The sequence below is a fragment of the Actinomycetes bacterium genome (assembly GCA_036000965.1).
Lineage (GTDB): Bacteria > Actinomycetota > CALGFH01 > CALGFH01 > CALGFH01 > DASYUT01.
In genome coordinates this window covers 1-16,382 of the sequence record DASYUT010000119.1, presented here as the reverse complement: position 1 = coordinate 16,382, position 16,382 = coordinate 1, and the positions used below count along the sequence as shown (strand labels likewise).

The 16,382-nt window shown below is 75.0% G+C and carries 10 protein-coding genes and 1 rRNA gene; 10 read left to right on the top strand and 1 reads right to left on the bottom strand.

Annotated elements, in window-relative coordinates:
* Window positions 1-177 precede the first annotated feature (177 nt).
* From pheT to VG276_09920, 7 genes are all read left to right on the top strand, one after another.
* On the top strand, window positions 178-2,718 hold the full coding sequence (pheT, locus tag VG276_09950) for a phenylalanine--tRNA ligase subunit beta (GenBank protein HEV8649707.1): 2,541 nt from the start codon (window positions 178-180) through the stop codon (window positions 2,716-2,718).
* A gap of 162 nt (window positions 2,719-2,880) precedes the next feature.
* Window positions 2,881-4,089 (top strand): bifunctional ornithine acetyltransferase/N-acetylglutamate synthase, encoded by a 1,209-nt coding sequence (locus VG276_09945; GenBank protein HEV8649706.1) that lies wholly within the window; start codon window positions 2,881-2,883, stop codon window positions 4,087-4,089.
* A 553-nt stretch (window positions 4,090-4,642) separates the two neighbouring features.
* Window positions 4,643-5,038, top strand: a complete 396-nt coding sequence (locus VG276_09940; protein ID HEV8649705.1) for a response regulator transcription factor — start codon at window positions 4,643-4,645, stop codon at window positions 5,036-5,038.
* Window positions 5,035-5,970, top strand: coding sequence for an ornithine carbamoyltransferase (argF, locus tag VG276_09935; GenBank protein HEV8649704.1), 936 nt, complete (start codon window positions 5,035-5,037; stop codon window positions 5,968-5,970). The genes VG276_09940 and argF overlap by 4 nt, the downstream gene beginning before the upstream one ends.
* A 7-nt stretch (window positions 5,971-5,977) precedes the next feature.
* Complete coding sequence (locus VG276_09930) at window positions 5,978-6,526, top strand: hypothetical protein (GenBank protein HEV8649703.1); 549 nt, start codon at window positions 5,978-5,980, stop codon at window positions 6,524-6,526.
* 28 nt (window positions 6,527-6,554) lie between these two features.
* On the top strand, window positions 6,555-8,318 hold the full coding sequence (gene polX / locus VG276_09925) for a DNA polymerase/3'-5' exonuclease PolX (GenBank protein HEV8649702.1): 1,764 nt from the start codon (window positions 6,555-6,557) through the stop codon (window positions 8,316-8,318).
* A 265-nt stretch (window positions 8,319-8,583) separates the two neighbouring features.
* Window positions 8,584-9,162 (top strand): DNA-3-methyladenine glycosylase, encoded by a 579-nt coding sequence (locus VG276_09920; GenBank protein HEV8649701.1) that lies wholly within the window; start codon window positions 8,584-8,586, stop codon window positions 9,160-9,162.
* Between the two features lie 58 nt (window positions 9,163-9,220).
* Here the strand turns inward: VG276_09920 and VG276_09915 are convergent, their stop codons facing one another.
* Entirely contained in the window at window positions 9,221-11,743 is a 2,523-nt protein-coding gene (locus VG276_09915) for a transglycosylase domain-containing protein (GenBank protein HEV8649700.1), read from the bottom strand.
* Between the two features lie 160 nt (window positions 11,744-11,903).
* Between VG276_09915 and VG276_09910 the strand changes: the two genes are divergently transcribed.
* From VG276_09910 to VG276_09900, 3 genes are all read left to right on the top strand, one after another.
* On the top strand, window positions 11,904-13,163 hold the full coding sequence (locus tag VG276_09910; protein HEV8649699.1) for a methyltransferase: 1,260 nt from the start codon (window positions 11,904-11,906) through the stop codon (window positions 13,161-13,163).
* Between the two features lie 195 nt (window positions 13,164-13,358).
* Window positions 13,359-14,624: a tyrosine--tRNA ligase gene (tyrS, locus tag VG276_09905; GenBank protein HEV8649698.1), complete on the top strand. Its 1,266-nt coding sequence runs from the start codon at window positions 13,359-13,361 to the stop codon at window positions 14,622-14,624.
* A 921-nt stretch (window positions 14,625-15,545) separates the two neighbouring features.
* A 16S ribosomal RNA gene (locus VG276_09900) occupies window positions 15,546-16,382 on the top strand; the annotation flags it as partial.

Genomic DNA, 16,382 nt, shown 5'->3' with positions numbered 1-16,382 from the left:
CATGGCACAGGCGCTCTTGGGGGGCCGTGGGGGGAGCGTGTCCTGGTGCGCCCGCGGCTCCCCCGGGAAGCTGGCACCGGCGCTCTGGGGGGGCCGTGGGGGGAGCGAGCTCCCCCCACATCGAACGAGGACCGCCGGGAGACGCCCTTCCGGCGACATCCGATCAAGGAGTGGAGGATGAGAGTCCCGCTGTCCTGGCTGGCCGACCACGTCGAGGTCGGCGTGTCAGCCACCACGCTGGCCGACCGGCTCACCGCCGCCGGCCTCGAGATCGAGGCCGTCGACCGGGTCGGGGAGGACCTCGCCGGCGTCGTCACCTCCCGCGTGCTCGAGGTCGACCGCCACCCCCATGCCGACCGGCTCGCCCTGGTCCGCATCGACGTCGGCGGCGACGAGCGCCTGGTGGTGTGCGGCGCCCACAACCACGCCCCCGGCGACGTGGTCGCCTGGGCCGCGCCAGGCGCGAAGCTGCCTGGCGGGGTGGAGATCGGCCGCAAGCAGGTCCGCGGGGTCACCTCCGACGGCATGCTCGCCTCGGCCCGCGAGCTCGGCGTGCTCGACGACCACGCCGGCATCCTCGTGCTGCCCCCGGACACGCCGGTCGGCGCCGACCTGGTCGAGGCCGCCGGCATGCGCGACACCGTGCTCGACCTCAAGACCTACCCGAACCGGGGCGACACCCTGTCGATCCGAGGGGTTGCCCGGGAGGCCGCCCTGGTGCTGGGCGCCGAGCTGAAGCCCCTCGACCTCTCGGTGCCCGACACCGGGTCGCCCGCCTCGGGGCTGGCCACGGTCGAGGTGGAGGACACCGAGGGCTGCCCGCTCTACGTCGCCCGGGTCGTCGAGGGCCTGGACGCGGCTCGCCCGGCCCCGCTGTGGATGGTCCGCCGCCTGTGGCTGTACGGGCAGCGGCCGCTCGGCGCGGTCGTCGACGTGACCAACTATCTGCTCATCGACCAGGGCCAGCCGCTGCACGCCTTCGACCTGGACCGGGTCCCCGGGCAGCGCATCCTGGTCCGTCGGGCCCGGGAGGGCGAGCGGCTGCGCACTCTGGACGGCCGCGAGCGCACCCTGACCGCCGCCGACACGCTGATCACCTCGGGCGAGCAGCCGCTCGCCCTGGCCGGGATCATGGGCGGCGAGGAGTCGGAGGTCCGCGAGGACACCCGGCGGGTCCTGATCGAGTCGGCCCACTTCCCTCCGGCCACCGTGCTGCGCACCATGCGCCGTCTCGGCATGCACACCGAAGGTGGCCAGCGCTGGGTCAAGGGCGTCGACCCGGCCGGGGCCGGGCCCGTCGCCGACCAGGCCGCCGCGCTCATGGCCCGCCTGGCCGGAGGCACGGTGGCGGCCGGCCGGCTGGAGGCCGGCCCCGGCGTGCCCGAACGGCCGGTCGTGCGGCTCGACTGGACCCGCTCCGCGGCCCGGCTCGGCGCCCCGGCCAACCCCGAGTTCGCCGCCGGGTTCCTGCGCGGCGTCGGCTGCCGGACCGAGGTCCAGCACCCGGGCACCGTGCTCGCGGTCCCGCCGAGCTGGCGCTTCGACATCGAGGGGTGGGCCGACCTGGAGGAGGAGGTGGCGCGCTGCTGGGGCTACGCCAACCTGCCGGTCACCCTGCCCAAGGCCACCGGCGGCCGGCTCGCCACCGACCAGCGCCTGCGCCGCAGCCTGCGCGAGGTGCTCGCCGGCATGGGCGTGACCGAGGCCCAGACCTGGCCGTTCCTGGCCCAGGCCGCGTTCGACAAGCTCGGGCTGGCCGCCGACGACCCCCGGCGGCGAACCCTGCGCCTGGCCAACCCGGTGTCGGAGGAGGCGCCGGAGCTGCGCACCACCCTGCTGCCCGGGCTGGCCGACGTGGCCAGGCGCAACCTCGACCGCGGCCTCCCCGGGACGGCCCTGTTCGAGCTCGGCCTGGTGTTCCTGCCCGACCCGGGGCGGCCCGGGGGCTCCGGCCCTGGCGCGGGGCCGCCTGGGGGCTCCGGCCCCGGCGCGGGGCCGCCCGGGGGCTCCGGCCTGCCCGCCGGGGCGGGTGGCGAGCTGGCGGGGAAGCCCAGGCCGGGCGGGAACGAGAGCCTGCCCGACCAGCCGCTCGTCCTCGGCCTGGTGCTCGCCGGCCAGCGCCCTGTCGGGCGCTTCGACGACCCCAGGGCCGACTACGACCTGGCCGACGTGAAGGGGGTCGTGGAAGGACTCGTGGCCGCCCTGGGGATCGAGGGCGTCAGCTACCGGGCCGAGGACCCCATGCCGTTCCACCCGGGCCACTGCGCCGGGGTGCTGCTCGGCGACACCCCGGTCGGGCTCCTCGGGCAGCTCCACCCCCGGGTGACCGCCGCGCTCGAGCTGCCCGCGGCCACCCACGCGGCCGAGCTGTGGGTCGAGCCGCTGCTCACCGCGGTGCCGGCCATGCGCCCGGCGCCGGCGCCGTCGCCCTACCCGGAGCTCTCCTTCGACGTGGCCTTCCTGGTGCCGCCGGGCGTGGCGGCGGGGTCGCTCGAGGCAGTCCTGCGCGAGGCCGGCGGCGAGCTGCTCACCCGGCTGACCCTGTTCGACGCGTACGAGGGCCCGCCGCTGCCCTCCGGCCACCGCAACCTCGCCTACCGGGTCGCGCTGCAGGCCCGCGACCGCACCCTGACCGACGCGGAGGCGCGGGCGGTGAGGGACCAGATGGAGGCGCTCGCCCGCGAGCGTCTCCAGGCGGTGCTGCGCGCGGCCGAGTAACAAGGGGCGCGACGCGTCCGGCGGCCGAGTACAAGGCGCGCGACGCGTCCGGCGGCCGAGTAACAAAGGGAGCGCGACGCGCCCGAGGGGTGTGCTCGGCTCCCCGGACCCGTAGGCTCTTGTTCATGTTCGACCCCCAAGGCGACTGGAGGGAGCCAGGTGGTGGACTACACGGTCGCGGGCGTCGAGGGCGGCGTCTGCGCCCCGCGCGGGTTCCGGGCTGCGGGCGTGGACGCCGGCCTGGTGGCCGGCGGCGGCCCGGACCTCGCCCTGCTGGTCAGCCAGCAGAGCGCGGTGGCGGCGGGCCGGTTCACCTCCAACCGCTTCCCGTCGGCGCCCGTGCGTTGGTCGCGCCGCCGGCTGGAGAGCGGCCTGGCCCGCGCCGTGCTCGTCCACGCCGGCGCGGCCAACGCGGTCACCGGGCCGGAGGGCGACGCCGACGCGGCCGCGCTCGCGGGCCAGTGCGCCACCGCGCTCGGCTGCGGCGCCGAGGAGGTGCTGCTCCTTGGCACCGGCGAGATCGGCGTGCGGCTCCCGGCCGAGCACGCCGCCGAGGGCGCCGAGAAGGCGGTGGCCGTGCTCAGCCGGCGCGGCTCGGACGACGTGGCCAAGGCGCTGGCCGCCTCCGGCGGGGTCGTGCGCCAGCACGCGGTGGCGGTCGCCTGGTCGGAGGGGGAGGTCCGCATCGGCGCGGTCGCCAAGGCATCGGCCCCGTTCGCGCCCTCCTTCGCCACCACCTTGGCCGTGCTCACCACCGACGCGACCGTCGAGCGGCCCGTGCTCGACGCCGTCCTGGCCCGGGCGGTCGGCCGCTCCTTCGAGCGGGTGCTGGTCGACCAGGGTCCCGGCATGGCCGATGCGGTGGTGCTGCTGGCCAACGCGACCGCGGCCGCGCCGCTGCTCGTGGCCGGCTCCGAGGGGGCCCTGGCGTTCGAGTCCGCCCTCGGCCAGCTCTGCGAGCTGCTCGCCGAGGGCCTGGCCATGCGCGTGCCCGGCGCCCGGAAGCTGGTCGTCATCACCGTGCACGGGGCCGCCGAGCACGCCCACGCACTCGCCGCCGCCCGCGCCGTGGCCGGCTCCATCGCGGTCCGGGCGGGCCTCGCCGCCGGCCACCCGGTGTGGCCGGCGGTGCTCGACGCGCTCGGCGCAGCCGGCGTCGAGCTCGACCCGAGCCAGGTCGGCGTGCGCTTCGGCCCGGTCACCGTCGTGGCCGGTGGGCGGGTCGCACCCCACGACGAGCGGGCGGCCGCGGCGGTTGCCGCCAAGGCTCAGGTCGACCTGGCCGTGGACCTCGGCGTCGGCCCCGCCGCAGCCACCGTCAGCACGACGGACCTCCCACCCGAAGCGCTCACCTTTCGCCGGCCTGGCTGAAGTCCCCGGTCGATGTGGGGGGAGCTCGCTCTGCCGGCGATGGCGGCGACCGCCGGCCTTGGTCTGCGCGCAGCGGCGTGCCCTGACCGTCGTCCTGGTTCGATGTGGGGGGAGCTCGCTCTGGCGGCGACTGTCGCCCTTGGTCTGCGCGCAGCGGCGTGCCCTGACCGTCGTCCTGGTTCGATGTGGGGGGCGCTCGCTCCCCCCACGGCCCCCCAAGAGCGCCTGTGCCATGGTCAGGCGGATCCCCCGGGCTCCCACGGCCCCAAGAGCGCCGGTGCCATGGCCCGGTGGATCCCGCCACACCCCACGGCCTCCCAAGAGCGCCGGTGCCATGGCAGGGCGGATCCCGAAGGGCCCTGTGCCCTGGTCGGCCGACCGGTCTGCGCGCTAATCGGTCCTTCCGGACAGGGCGGACGGGTCCGAGGTTGTGGCCCAAGGTCACGGCAGCATGGCAGACTTGTTCGCTCCGGCGCGGTGGCCGGCCCGTCCGAGGCGACGCGAGACCCGTGCCCCGCGGCGGTCAGGACGCAACCCAGAAAGGGCAGCGCTGATGGCTTCCAACCGGGTGCTCGTGGTCGAGGACGACCCGAGCGTGCGCGGGCTCATCCAGACGATCCTCGAGGACGAGGCCCTCGAGGTGGTGGTCGCCGGGGACGGCGAGGAAGGGCTCCGGCTGGCCCGGTCCATCGACCCCCAGGTCGTCCTGGTCGACGTCATGATGCCCGGCCTGGGCGGCCCCGAGGTCATCGAGCGCCTGCGCGACCAGGACGGCTCGCTGCCCTTCGCCGTCCTGGTGGTGACCGGCGCGGCCGAGGTCGTCACCTCGCTGCGCGGCGAGCTCGGCCCGGACGCCGTCCTCGAGAAGCCCTTCGACATCACCACCCTCGCCGCCCGGGTCAGGTCGCTGGCCGAGCGCGGCGCGGCGGGGCAAAGGAGCACCCCATGAGCGGCAAGCGCGACTTCCTCTCCATTGACGACGTCTCCCCGGAGGAGCTGACCGCCCTGCTCGACGGGGCCGACCGGCACAAGGCCGAGCGACGGCCCCGCGCCACCCTGGCCGGCCGGACGGTCGCGCTGGTGTTCGAGAAGCCGTCCACCCGCACCCGGGTCTCGTTCGAGGTGGCAGTGCACGAGCTGGGCGGCTACCCGCTGCCGCTGTCCGGCTCGGACCTGCAGCTCGGCCGGGGCGAGACCATGGAGGACACCGCCGCCGTCCTCTCCCGCTACGTGCACGCCATCGTGCTGCGCACCTTCGCCCAGGAGAACCTCGAGCGGCTCGCCAAGGCCGGGACCGTGCCGGTCGTCAACGCGCTGTCGGACTACTCCCACCCCTGCCAGGCCCTCGCCGACCTGCAGACTATCCGCGAGCGCAGGAACCGGCTGGCCGGCCTGCGCCTGGCCTACCTGGGCGACGGCAACAACGTCGCCCACAGCCTGCTGTTCGCCGGCGCCAAGACGGGCATGCACGTGGCCGTCGCCACCCCCTCCGGCTACGAGCCGATCCCGCAGGTGGTCAGGCGCGCCACCGAGATCGCGGCTGGGACCGGGGGCAGCGTCGAGCTGACCCACGACCCGTCGGTGGCGGTCAAGGACGCCGACGTCCTCTACACCGACGTGTGGGCGTCGATGGGCCAGGAGCTCGAGCACGGCGAGCGCGCCCTCATCTTCAAGCCCTACCAGCTCTCCACCGACACGCTGGGCGCTGCCGCCAGCGACGTCGTCGTGCTCCACTGCCTGCCGGCCCACCGGGGGGAGGAGATCGCGGCCGAGGTGATGGACGGCCCCAACTCGGCCGTGTTCGACCAGGCCGAGAACCGCCTGCACACCCAGAAGGCGCTGCTGTCGTGGCTGCTCACCGGGTCCCCCAATCCCCGGTGAGCGGCTCGTGGCCGCCCGGGGTGAGCGGCTCGTGGCCGCCTCCGGTGAGCGGCGCGTGGCCACCCCGGCCCCCGCGCGGCGCGGGTGGGCCGTGAGGCGCGGCCGTGCCGCGATCTGGCCCGCACTGGCCGTGCCGGCCGGGGCGGCGGGCTCCACGCTCACCACCGCGGTCGCCGCCGCGGTCGCGGGCAGGCAGTCCGACCTCGCGCTGCAGCCGGTCGAGCTGACCCTGCGGGTGGCCCTGCTCCTGGCAGCCCCCTGCGTGGGCGCCATGGTGGCCGCCGTGGTCATCCCGAGGCCGAGCCAGGAGGCCATCTACCGCTTGGCCGTGGTCGGGATCGGGCTCGGGGTGCCGTTCGGGCCGGTGCTGGTGCTGCACCTGGACCGGGTGGTGGAGTTCGGGCTGGGCACGACCCTGCTCACCCTCGGCGTGCTCGTCGTCTGGGGGCTGGTCGGATCGGCCCTGGCCGCCGGCTGGTGGATGCGGCCGTCGAGATGGGTCGAGCGCACCGAGCTGCCCGGGCCCGAGCTGCCCGGGCCGGAGCCGCCCCGCTGATGCCCTCCACCGCCGACCGGGAGCGCTGATGCCCTCCACCGCCAACGAGGAGCTTGCCGGCCTGTTCGCGGAGATGGCCGAGCTCCTGGAGCTGTCAGGGGAGACCGGCTTCCGGGTCCGCGCCTACGAGCGGGGCGCGCGCGTCCTCTCCGGCCACGAGGCCGACCTGGCCACCCTGTCGGAGCGGGAGCTGGCGGCGATCCCCGGGGTCGGCAAGGCGATCGCCGCCAAGGTGGCCGAGTACCTCCGCACCGGGCACGTCCAGGCGCTGGAGCGCCTCCGGGCCGAGGTCCCGTCCAGCCTGCGCGCGCTCGTCCGGGTGCCCGGGCTCGGCCCGGCCAAGGCGCGTCTGCTCCACGAGCGGCTGGGCGTGACCGGGGTCGAGGAGCTCGCTGACGCGGTCGCCGCCGGCCGGGTGGCCGGCCTGCCCGGCATGGGCGCCCGCACCCAGGCCAACCTCGCCCGCGCCCTCGAGCGGCTCGCCGGTAGGACCGGCGCGCCGCCGGGCGGGAGTGTGACCGGCATCCCCTTGGCCACCGCCCTCCCCCTCGCCGAGCGGCTGCGCGACCGGCTCGCGGGCACCGGCGGCGCCGTCGCCGTCGAGGTGGCCGGCTCCCTCCGCCGCATGAAGGCGGCCGTGCACGACCTCGACCTGCTCGCCGCGGCCCGCGAGCCGGCCGAGCTCACCCGCGCGTTCGCGGGCCTGGACGAGGCCGCTGAGGTGCTCGCCCTCGGCGACACCAAGGCGTCGGTCCGGACCAGGCAGGGCGTGCAGGTCGACCTGCGCGTGGTCCGGCCCGAGGTCTGGGGGGCCGCCCTGCAGTACTTCACCGGCTCCAAGGAGCACAACGTCAGGGTCCGGGAGCTGGCGGTCAGGGCCGGCTTCAAGCTTTCCGAGTACGGCCTGTTCACCAGGGACGGCGAGCTGGTCGTGGCCGAGACCGAGGAGGTCGTGTACGAGCGGCTGGGGCTCGAGTGGGTGCCGCCGGTGCTCCGCGAGGACCGCGGCGAGGTCGAGGCGGCCGCCCGCGGCGCGCTGCCCCGGCTGGTCGGCCTAGCCGACGTCGGCGGGGACCTGCACTGCCACACCGACCTGTCGCCGGACGGGACCGCGCCGCTCGAGGTGATGGTCGACGCCGCCCGACGGCGCGGCTACCGCTTCCTCGCCGTCACCGACCATGCGGAGCGGTTGTCGCTCGGGGGCGCGGGGGTGGGCGCGCTGCTCGCCCAGCGGGCGCGCCTGCGCGAGCTGGCCTCGCAGTACCACGGCGACCTCGAGCTGCTCCACGGCGCCGAGCTGAACATCGGGCGCGACGGCAGCCTCGACTACGACGACGGCTTCCTCGACACCTTCGACGTGCTCGTGGCCAGCGTCCACGACCAGCTCGACCAGCCCAGGCAGGAGCTGACCGCGCGCCTGGTGGCCGCCTGCGAGCACCCGGCCGTCAACGTGATCGGCCACCCGACCGGCCGCCTGATCGGCAGCCGGGCAGCGGGTGACGTGGACGTCGAGGCCCTGTTCCAGGCCGCGGCGCGGACCGGCACGGCGCTCGAGGTGAACGGCTCGCCCCGCCGCCTGGACCTGGCCGACGAACACGTCCGGCTGGCCGGACGGTTCGGCGTGCTGCTCGCGTTCGGGTCCGACAGCCACGGTCCCGGCCACCTCGACAACATGCGCTTCGCGGTGGCCACCGCGGGCCGCGGTTGGGCCACCCCGGACCGGGTCGTCAACGCCCTGCCGCCCTCCGAGCTGCGCCGCTTCCTGGCCAAGGGTCGCAAGGGTCGGCCATGACGGCCGCGGGCACGAGTCGGACCGGGTGCGGGTGGGAGGTGCGCCGGTGACCACCCGGCCCGACCCCGGGGCACCCCGGCCCGAGGCACCCCGGCCCGCGGTGCCCCGAGGCGAGTCCTCCGGGTCCCGGGGCAGCGGGCCGCCTGCCGGGGCGCTCCGGCCCGCGGCACCCCAGCCCGAGGATCCCAGGGCCGGGGGCGGTGGGCTGCTCGCCGGGGCGCTCGACCCGCTGCCGCGCTCGTTCTACCAGCGTCCGGTCCTCGAGGTGACCCGCGACCTGCTCGGGCGCCTGCTCGTCCACGACGCGCCCGAGGGGCGCAGCGCCGTGCGGATCGTCGAGGCCGAGGCCTACGACGGGACCGGGCAGGACCCGGCCAGCCACGCGCACCGGGGCCGCACCGCCCGCAACGCGGTGATGTTCGGGCCCCCCGGGCACCTCTACGTCTACTTCACCTACGGTGTGCACTGGTGCGTGAATGTGGTCTGTGCGCCCGCCGGCGTGGCCCAGGCGGTGCTGGTCCGGGCCGGGGAGCCGGTTCTCGGCGCCGAGCTGATGGCGGCCAGACGCCCGGCCGCCCGGCCGCGGGACCTCACCCGCGGCCCGGCCCGCCTGGCCGCTGCGCTCGGGCTGGCGGGCTGGGCCAACGGCGCCGACCTCACCACCGGGCCGGTGCTGCTCACCGCCGGTTGGCCGGTGGACGAGACCGCGGTCGCCTGGACCGGCCGGGTCGGCCTCACCGCCGCGGCCGACCGGCCCTGGCGAGCGCTGGTGGCCGACAACCCCTGGGCCTCGCCCGGCCGCCCCGGCCCGGCACCCCCGCGCCGCCCGACCCGCCCGTCCTGACCGGCACTGTCCGGCCCGGCACTGTCCGGCCCGGCACTGTCCGGCCCCGCCCCGGGCCTCACCCTGGCGGCGGAGGGGTGCCGGGCGGGGGAGCGCAGTCCCCCGGGTTGACCCACAGGGCCACCCGCTGGCCGGCGGGCACCTGGGCGCCCGGGCCGGGCGCCGCCTTCCACACCAGGTCCGGGCGGGCGGCCGCCGCCGCTGGGTCGCTGTCGCATGACGAGGTGGCCAGCCCGTCCAGGCCCGCCTGGCCGAGCAGGCGCAGCGCGGTCTCCGAGGGCTGGCCGAGCACGTCCGGCACCAGCGTGACCCCGAGCCCACCCTCTCCCCGGGCACCGACCGCCACGGTGAGCTCGACGGGGGACCCAGGAGCCCGCGCCGTCCCGCCGGGCGGGGACTGGCGCAGTACCTCGCCGGGGGCCGCGCCAGGCTCGGCCACGAGCCGCTGGACGAGCCGGAAGCCGGCCGTGCCCAGCCAGGAGCCGGCCGTGGCCACGGGCAGGCCGACCACAGCGGGGACCACTCCCCGGGCGGGCCCGGCCGGCCGGGCGCACCTGGCCGTCGGCTCGGTGCCTGCGAGGTAGGTCACCGACCCCACGTCGCTCGCGGCGGTGAAGCGGTTCGGCAGGCAGTTGCCGCCCACGTCGACCATGACGGCGACAACCTCGGTGGCCGGTGGCGGGAAGCCGACCGCCGGCTGCCCGGCCAGCGCACGGCGCATGAACCGGGCCCAGATCGCGGCCGGCAGGGTGCCGCCCAGGACCGGGCTCGGCGTCCGTGGCGGCGTCATCGAGATCGCCCCCTGTGGGAACCCGACCCAGACGGCGGCGGCCAGGTCCGGGGTGTACCCGGCGAACCAGGCGTCGGCGTTGCCCTGGGTGGTGCCGGTCTTGCCGGCTGCGGGCCGGCCGATGGCGGCCCGGACGCCGGTGCCGTGCTCGACCACGCCGCGCAGCACGTCGCCCGTGGTCGCGGCCACCCGTGCCTGGAGCACCCGGTCGGGATCGGGCCGGGCCTGGTAGAGCACCTGGCCACCGACGTCGGTGATCCGGCTGACGCCGAACGGGGTGGCGCGCCTGCCCTCGGCGGCCAGGGTTGCGTAGGCGCCGGCCAGCTCGAGCGGGGTGACGCCGCCCGCCCCGAGCACCACGCTCGGGTACGGCGCGAGCCGGCTCCGGTCGATTCCCATCCTGGCGGCGGTCTGGACCACCACCCGCGCGCCCCGGTCCGGGTCACCGTCGCCGAGCCGGAGCAGGAGCTGCGCGTACACGGTGTTGATGGACAGGGCGGTGGCCTCGCGCAGCGTCGCGCTCCCGAACCCCCGTCCCTCGTGGTTGCGAACGGCGTACGGCCGGCGGTGGCCGCGACGGGCCAGCGTCAACCGGTCCGGGGCCTGGAACATGGCCTCGGGCGGGATGCCCCGCTCGATCGCGGCGACCAGGGCGAACGTCTTGAACGCCGAGCCGGCGGGGCGGCCCGTGCCGCCCGCCCCGGTGGCCAGGTTGACGCGGCCGAACCTCGAGTCGGCGAAGAAGTCCCGGCCGCCGACCATGGCCCGAACCGCGCCGGAGCCAGGCTCCACCGCGGCCAGGGCCGCGTACGGGTCGCGGTCCGGGTCGGTGAGCACCTCGCGGGCGGCCCGCTCGGCAGCCGCCTGCACGTCCAGGTCGACGGTGGTGGCGATGCGCAGCCCGCCCGCGAACAGGCTGGCGGTCCGCTCCCGCCTGGTGGTGCCGAGCGCGGCGAAGCGGGCGTCGGCCGGGTCGAGGACCTGGTCGGTGACCCAGCGGACGAACCAGGCCGCCGGGTACCTGCCTGCGCGGGCCCGGGGACGCAGCCCGAGGGGGCTGCGGGCCACCCGCTCGGCCTCGGCCTCCGCCAGGTGGCCCCGGCGCACCATCCGGCGCAGGACCTGGGCCCGCCGCGCGGTCGCCGCCTCGGGGTGCGCGAACGGGTCGAGCGTTGCCGGGGACCGCAGCAGCCCGGCCAGCAGCGCCGCCTGGACCAGCGTGAGCCGGGCGGCGCTGCTGGAGAAGTAGGCCTGCGCGGCCGCCTCCGCGCCGTAGGCTCCCTCGCCGTAGTACACCGTGTTGAGGTAGGCCGCCAGGATCTCGTCCTTGGCCCGTTGCCGCTCCAGCGCGTACGCGAGCGCGGCCTCCCGGAGCTTGCGGCGCAGGGTCCGCTCGCTGGTCCCGTACAGGTTCTTCACGTACTGCTGGGTGATGGTCGAGCCACCCTCGACCATCCGCCCGCGCTGCAGGTCGTGCGCTGCCGCCCGGGCGACCGCGCGCCAGTCGACCCCGCCGTGGTCGTAGAAGCGCGCGTCCTCGGCGTCGACCACGGCCGTGCGCAGCCACCGGCTGATCCTGGCCAGCGGCACGACGGTACGGTCCTCGGGACCGTGCAGCTCGGTGATCAGCCGGCCCCGGGCGTCGTAGAGGAGCGTCGTCTGGGCCAGGGGAGGCGGTCCGGGCAGGTCGACCGGACCCGCCGGAACGCACGCCGCGAGCGCGAGGCAGGTGGCGAGCAGCAGGGCGGTGGGCCCGGGACGGCGCAGCATCTCACCGACAGAGGTCGGCATCCCGGCGGCCCGGCTTCATCGGCCGTCTCCGGCCGTGGCTCGTGGCGGCGTCCCTGGCCGTGGCTGGTGGCGGTGGCCGTGGGCTCCACTACACTTGCCTGCGCCGCTCGGTGCCCACCCCGCTCCTCACGGGTGCGGGCGGCGGCGGTCGAGCCGAGGAGTGAGCCACCTGGAGCCAGACCTCTACGACTACGACAAGAAGACGGTCACGCTGCACCAGAGTGGCATCCGGCTGGAGCTCCGCCTGGCCGTCGACCTGTTCAGCAGCTTCGAGGTCGACGTGGGCACGCGGCTGCTGCTGCGGACGCTGGCCGACGGTCCCCACCAGGGCCCGCGCCACAAGATCCTCGACCTCGGCTGCGGGTACGGGCCGATCGGCCTGACGTTGAAGGCGCTCGACCCCGGGCGCGAGGTCCACATGGTCGACCGGGACGCCCTGGCGGTCGCCTACAGCCGGCGCAACGCGGAGCTGAACGGCCTCTCAGGCGTGGAGGTGTACGGCAGCCTCGGCTACGACGACGTGCGAGCCACCGGCTTCGACCTGATCGCGTCCAACATCCCGGCCAAGGCCGGGACGGCCGCCATCCGGCACTTCCTGCTCGACGCGACCCACCGCCTGCGTCCCAACGGGCTGGTGGCCGTCGTGGTCGTGGCCCAGCTCGAAGCCCTGGTCGCCGGCGTCCTGGCGCGGCCTGGCGTCGAGGTCGTCCAGCGCCGCTCGACCGCGAGCTACGCGGTGTTCCACTACCGGTTCACCGACGGGCACGGCCTTGCGCGCTTCAGGCGGTTGGGCGGGCTGGACCAACCGGGGCTGGGGCGGGGCGTGTACGACCGCCAGCGCGTCCCGCTGGCCTACGGCGGGGTCCGGCTCGAGGTGCACACCGCGTACGGGCTGCCGGAGTTCGACTCGCTCGGCTACCAGAGCGAGCTCGCCGTGGACGCGCTGCTCGGCCTGGGCGGCGCGCCAGCGGGCCGGGCGGTCGTGCTCGGCCCGGGCCAGGGGCACGTCCCCGCGCTCCTGTGGGCCCTGCTGAAGCCGAGCGAGGTCCACCTGGTCGACCGTGACCTGCTCGCGCTCAGGTACGCGCAGGCCAACCTCGTCCGCAACGGCTGCCCGCCGGACCGGGTCGTCACCCGCCACCAGGTTGGCCTGGCCGGTGCCGGCGTGGCCGAGGCCAGTGTGGTCGTCGCCCTGCTGCGGGAGAAGGAGCCGCCCCAGGCCGCGGCCGCGGCCGTGCGGCTCGCCGCGTCCGAGCTCCCGCCCGGGGGCAGGCTGGTCGTGGCGGCGAGCTCCACCGCGGTGACGCGGTGCCTGGCCCGCCTCGGCCAAGCCGAGGCCCGGGTGGCGGTGCGCGACCGCAGGCGGAAGAAGGGGTTCAGCGTGGTGGTCCTCGAGCGCGCGGGGACCCCTTACCGGTGATTCGCCCGCCCAGCCGGCGCACGGTGGGGAACGACGGCGGCGCGAGTGGGGTCCGGGCGGGTGCTACGCTGCACCCGGCGCGGGTGGCGACCGCCAGCCGGCCGCGCCGACGGTGGCCCCGCGACCCGGGAGCCAGCCGCACGCCCGGCCAGCCGGCCGGGCCTCCGTCACTTTCTTCCCGGGAGGTCACGAGGATTGTCCGCGTCGCTCGACGAGCAGCTCCGCGTCCTGAGTGCCGGTGTCGCCGAGATGCTGCCCGCCGGCGGGCTCGCCGAGCGCCTGGCCGTCGCGCGGTCCGAGGGCCGGCCGCTCCGGGTGAAGCTCGGCATCGACCCGTCGTCGGCCCATCTGACCCTCGGCCACGCCGTAGTGCTGCGCAAGCTCGCCCAGTTCCAGCGCTGCGGCCACACCGTGGTGCTGATCATCGGGGACTTCACCGGGCTGGTCGGCGACCCCAGCGGCCGCAGCCAGACCCGCAGGCTGCAGACCGAGGCCGAGGTCGCCGAGCACGCCCGCACCTACCTCGAGCAGGTCGGCAAGGTGCTCGACGTGGGCGCTGCGGAGATCCGCCGGAACTCCGCTTGGCTCGCGCCCATGACCTTCGCGGAGGTGGCCCGGCTCGCCGCCCACGTGACCGTCGCCCAGCTGCTGGAGCGTGACGACTTCCGCAAGCGCCACACGGCCGGGCAGCCGATCTCGCTCGTCGAGTTCCTCTACCCCCTTATGCAGGCACAGGACTCGGTGGCGATCGACGCCGACGTCGAGCTCGGCGGCACCGACCAGACCTTCAACCTGCTGGTCGGCCGCGACCTGCAACGCGCGGCGGGCGAGCCCGGGCAGGTGGTGCTCACGATGCCCCTGCTGCGGGGCACCGACGGCGTCCAGAAGATGTCCAAGAGCCTCGACAACGGCATCTACCTGGACGAGCCGGCGCCCAGCCAGTTCGGCAAGCTCATGCGCATCCCCGACCACCTCATCCCCGAGTACCTGCGCCTGTGCGCCGACCTCGACCCTGACACCACCGAGGCCCTGGTGGTCGAGGCCGCGGGCGGCGGTCCGCGGGCGGCGGCCGTGAAGCGCCGGCTCGCCCGCGAGGTGGTGGCGCTGTACCACGGCGCCGAGGCGGCCGAGGCGGCCGAGGCGGCGTTCGACGCCGGCGTCAGGCAGCGGGGGGTGGCCGGCTCGGGCGGCGGCGGGCCCGGCGACGGCGAGGTTTCGGTCCCGGCCCTGGAGATCCCCCCCAGCGCCGTCTCCGACGGCCTGGTCTGGGTGGTCGCCCTGCTGGCCGACGCCGGCCTGGCCCCCACCCGCAGCGAGGCCCGGCGGCTGGTCAGCCAGGGCGCGGTCCGGCTCGACGGCCGGGCGGTGGAGTCGTTCGAGCAGAGCTGGCCCCTGCCCGACCTCGACGGCCATCTCCTGACCGTGGGCCGCCGCACACCGGTGCGCCTGCGGGCACCCTGAGGGGTTGTCCACGGTGCGCCTGCGGGCAACCCTGAGGCCGCCACCGGTGCGATTGCGGGCACCCTGAGGCCGGCCCCCGGCACCCTGAGGCCGCTTCGTGCCGCAGCCTCCGTCTCCGCGCGTTTGGCACGCGTTCACGCACCTGCTACAGTGTGCTGGCAGCAAGAGGGCGGCCCCCGGACGGGGTCCAACCGCTTCAACTCCTTGCCACAGCTCGGATGTGCGCGGTTGACACGGCTTCGACCCGGGTGCTACCTTCTCGCGGCAGCAAGCAGCAAGAGGGAAGTTCTTCAGGACCAACACCTGTCCGTCAGTGCCGATCCGGGCTCGATCTGGGGAATACAGGTCACCGGGACGGTGTTGCAACGGAAGACAGGAGGTCGCCGAAGGCCGGAGGGAACGCAGTTCCGATGGCTTAGGTGGCCGTCTCGGAGCCCAGCAGCTGGGCGCGGGGCGGCACTTCTGTGTGAGGTTGCAACCCTGCGCGGGTGGCTCCGCTAGGAGTACCATCCGGGTAGGTCGCGAAGTTTGACGAGCCTGAAAGGCCCGTGCTACGGTCACCGCCGCTCCGGCGGCAGGAACGCCAGGCGGGAACCGCAGGCGAGTCGCTGATGAGCAACCCTTACGACGCTCCTTGAAAACTCAACAGTGTGTGAAAAGCCAGTGCCAAAACCCCGTCACGCGGGGCGGCACGGCGGGCATCCGCCCTCCGTTTCGCTTCGCAAGACGGTTCCTTTGGTGCATCTGGACAACAGATGAGCCAACAGCGGTGAGGGGTCAGCCGCCCCGCGCCGCCCATCCCCCCGGTTCGCCCGGGACGGATGGTCAAACTCGGCGGCCCATGGCCGGCGAGCTCCATCGAGAACAAGCCCCCGGCACGTCGCCGCCCTCGGGCGGCCCGGATCGGGGAGTTCACGATCTTTGACGGAGAGTTTGATCCTGGCTCAGGATGAACGCTGGCGGCGTGCCTAACGCATGCAAGTCGAGCGAGGTCCAGCCGGTGGCAACACCGGCTGGTTCCTAGCGGCGAACGGGTGAGTAACACGTGGGTAACCTGCCCCTGACTTCGGGATAAGCCTGGGAAACTGGGTCTAATACCGGATACGAGCCACCACCGCATGGTGGAGGCTGGAAAGGATTCCCGGTCAGGGATGGGCCCGCGGCCTATCAGCTTGTTGGTGGGGTAATGGCCCACCAAGGCGACGACGGGTAGCCGGCCTGAGAGGGTGTACGGCCACACTGGGACTGAGACACGGCCCAGACTCCTACGGGAGGCAGCAGCGGGGAATATTGCGCAATGGGCGAAAGCCTGACGCAGCGACGCCGCGTGCGGGATGAAGGCCTTCGGGTTGTAAACCGCTTTCAGCAGGGACGAAGCGAGAGTGACGGTACCTGCAGAAGAAGGTCCGGCTAACTACGTGCCAGCAGCCGCGGTAATACGTAGGGACCGAGCGTTGTCCGGATTTATTGGGCGTAAAGAGCTCGTAGGCGGCTGTCCAAGTCGGGTGTGAAACCTCGGAGCTCAACTCCGAGCCTGCATTCGATACTGGACGGCTAGAGTCTGGTAGGGGGATCTGGAACTCCTGGTGTAGCGGTGGAATGCGCAGATATCAGGAAGAACACCGGTGGCGAAGGCGGGATCCTGGGCCAGTACTGACGCTGAGGAGCGAAAGCGTGGGGAGCAAACAGGATTAGATACCCTGGTAGTCCACGCCGTAAACGATGGGCGCTAGGTGTGGGAGGTCATCGACTCCTTCC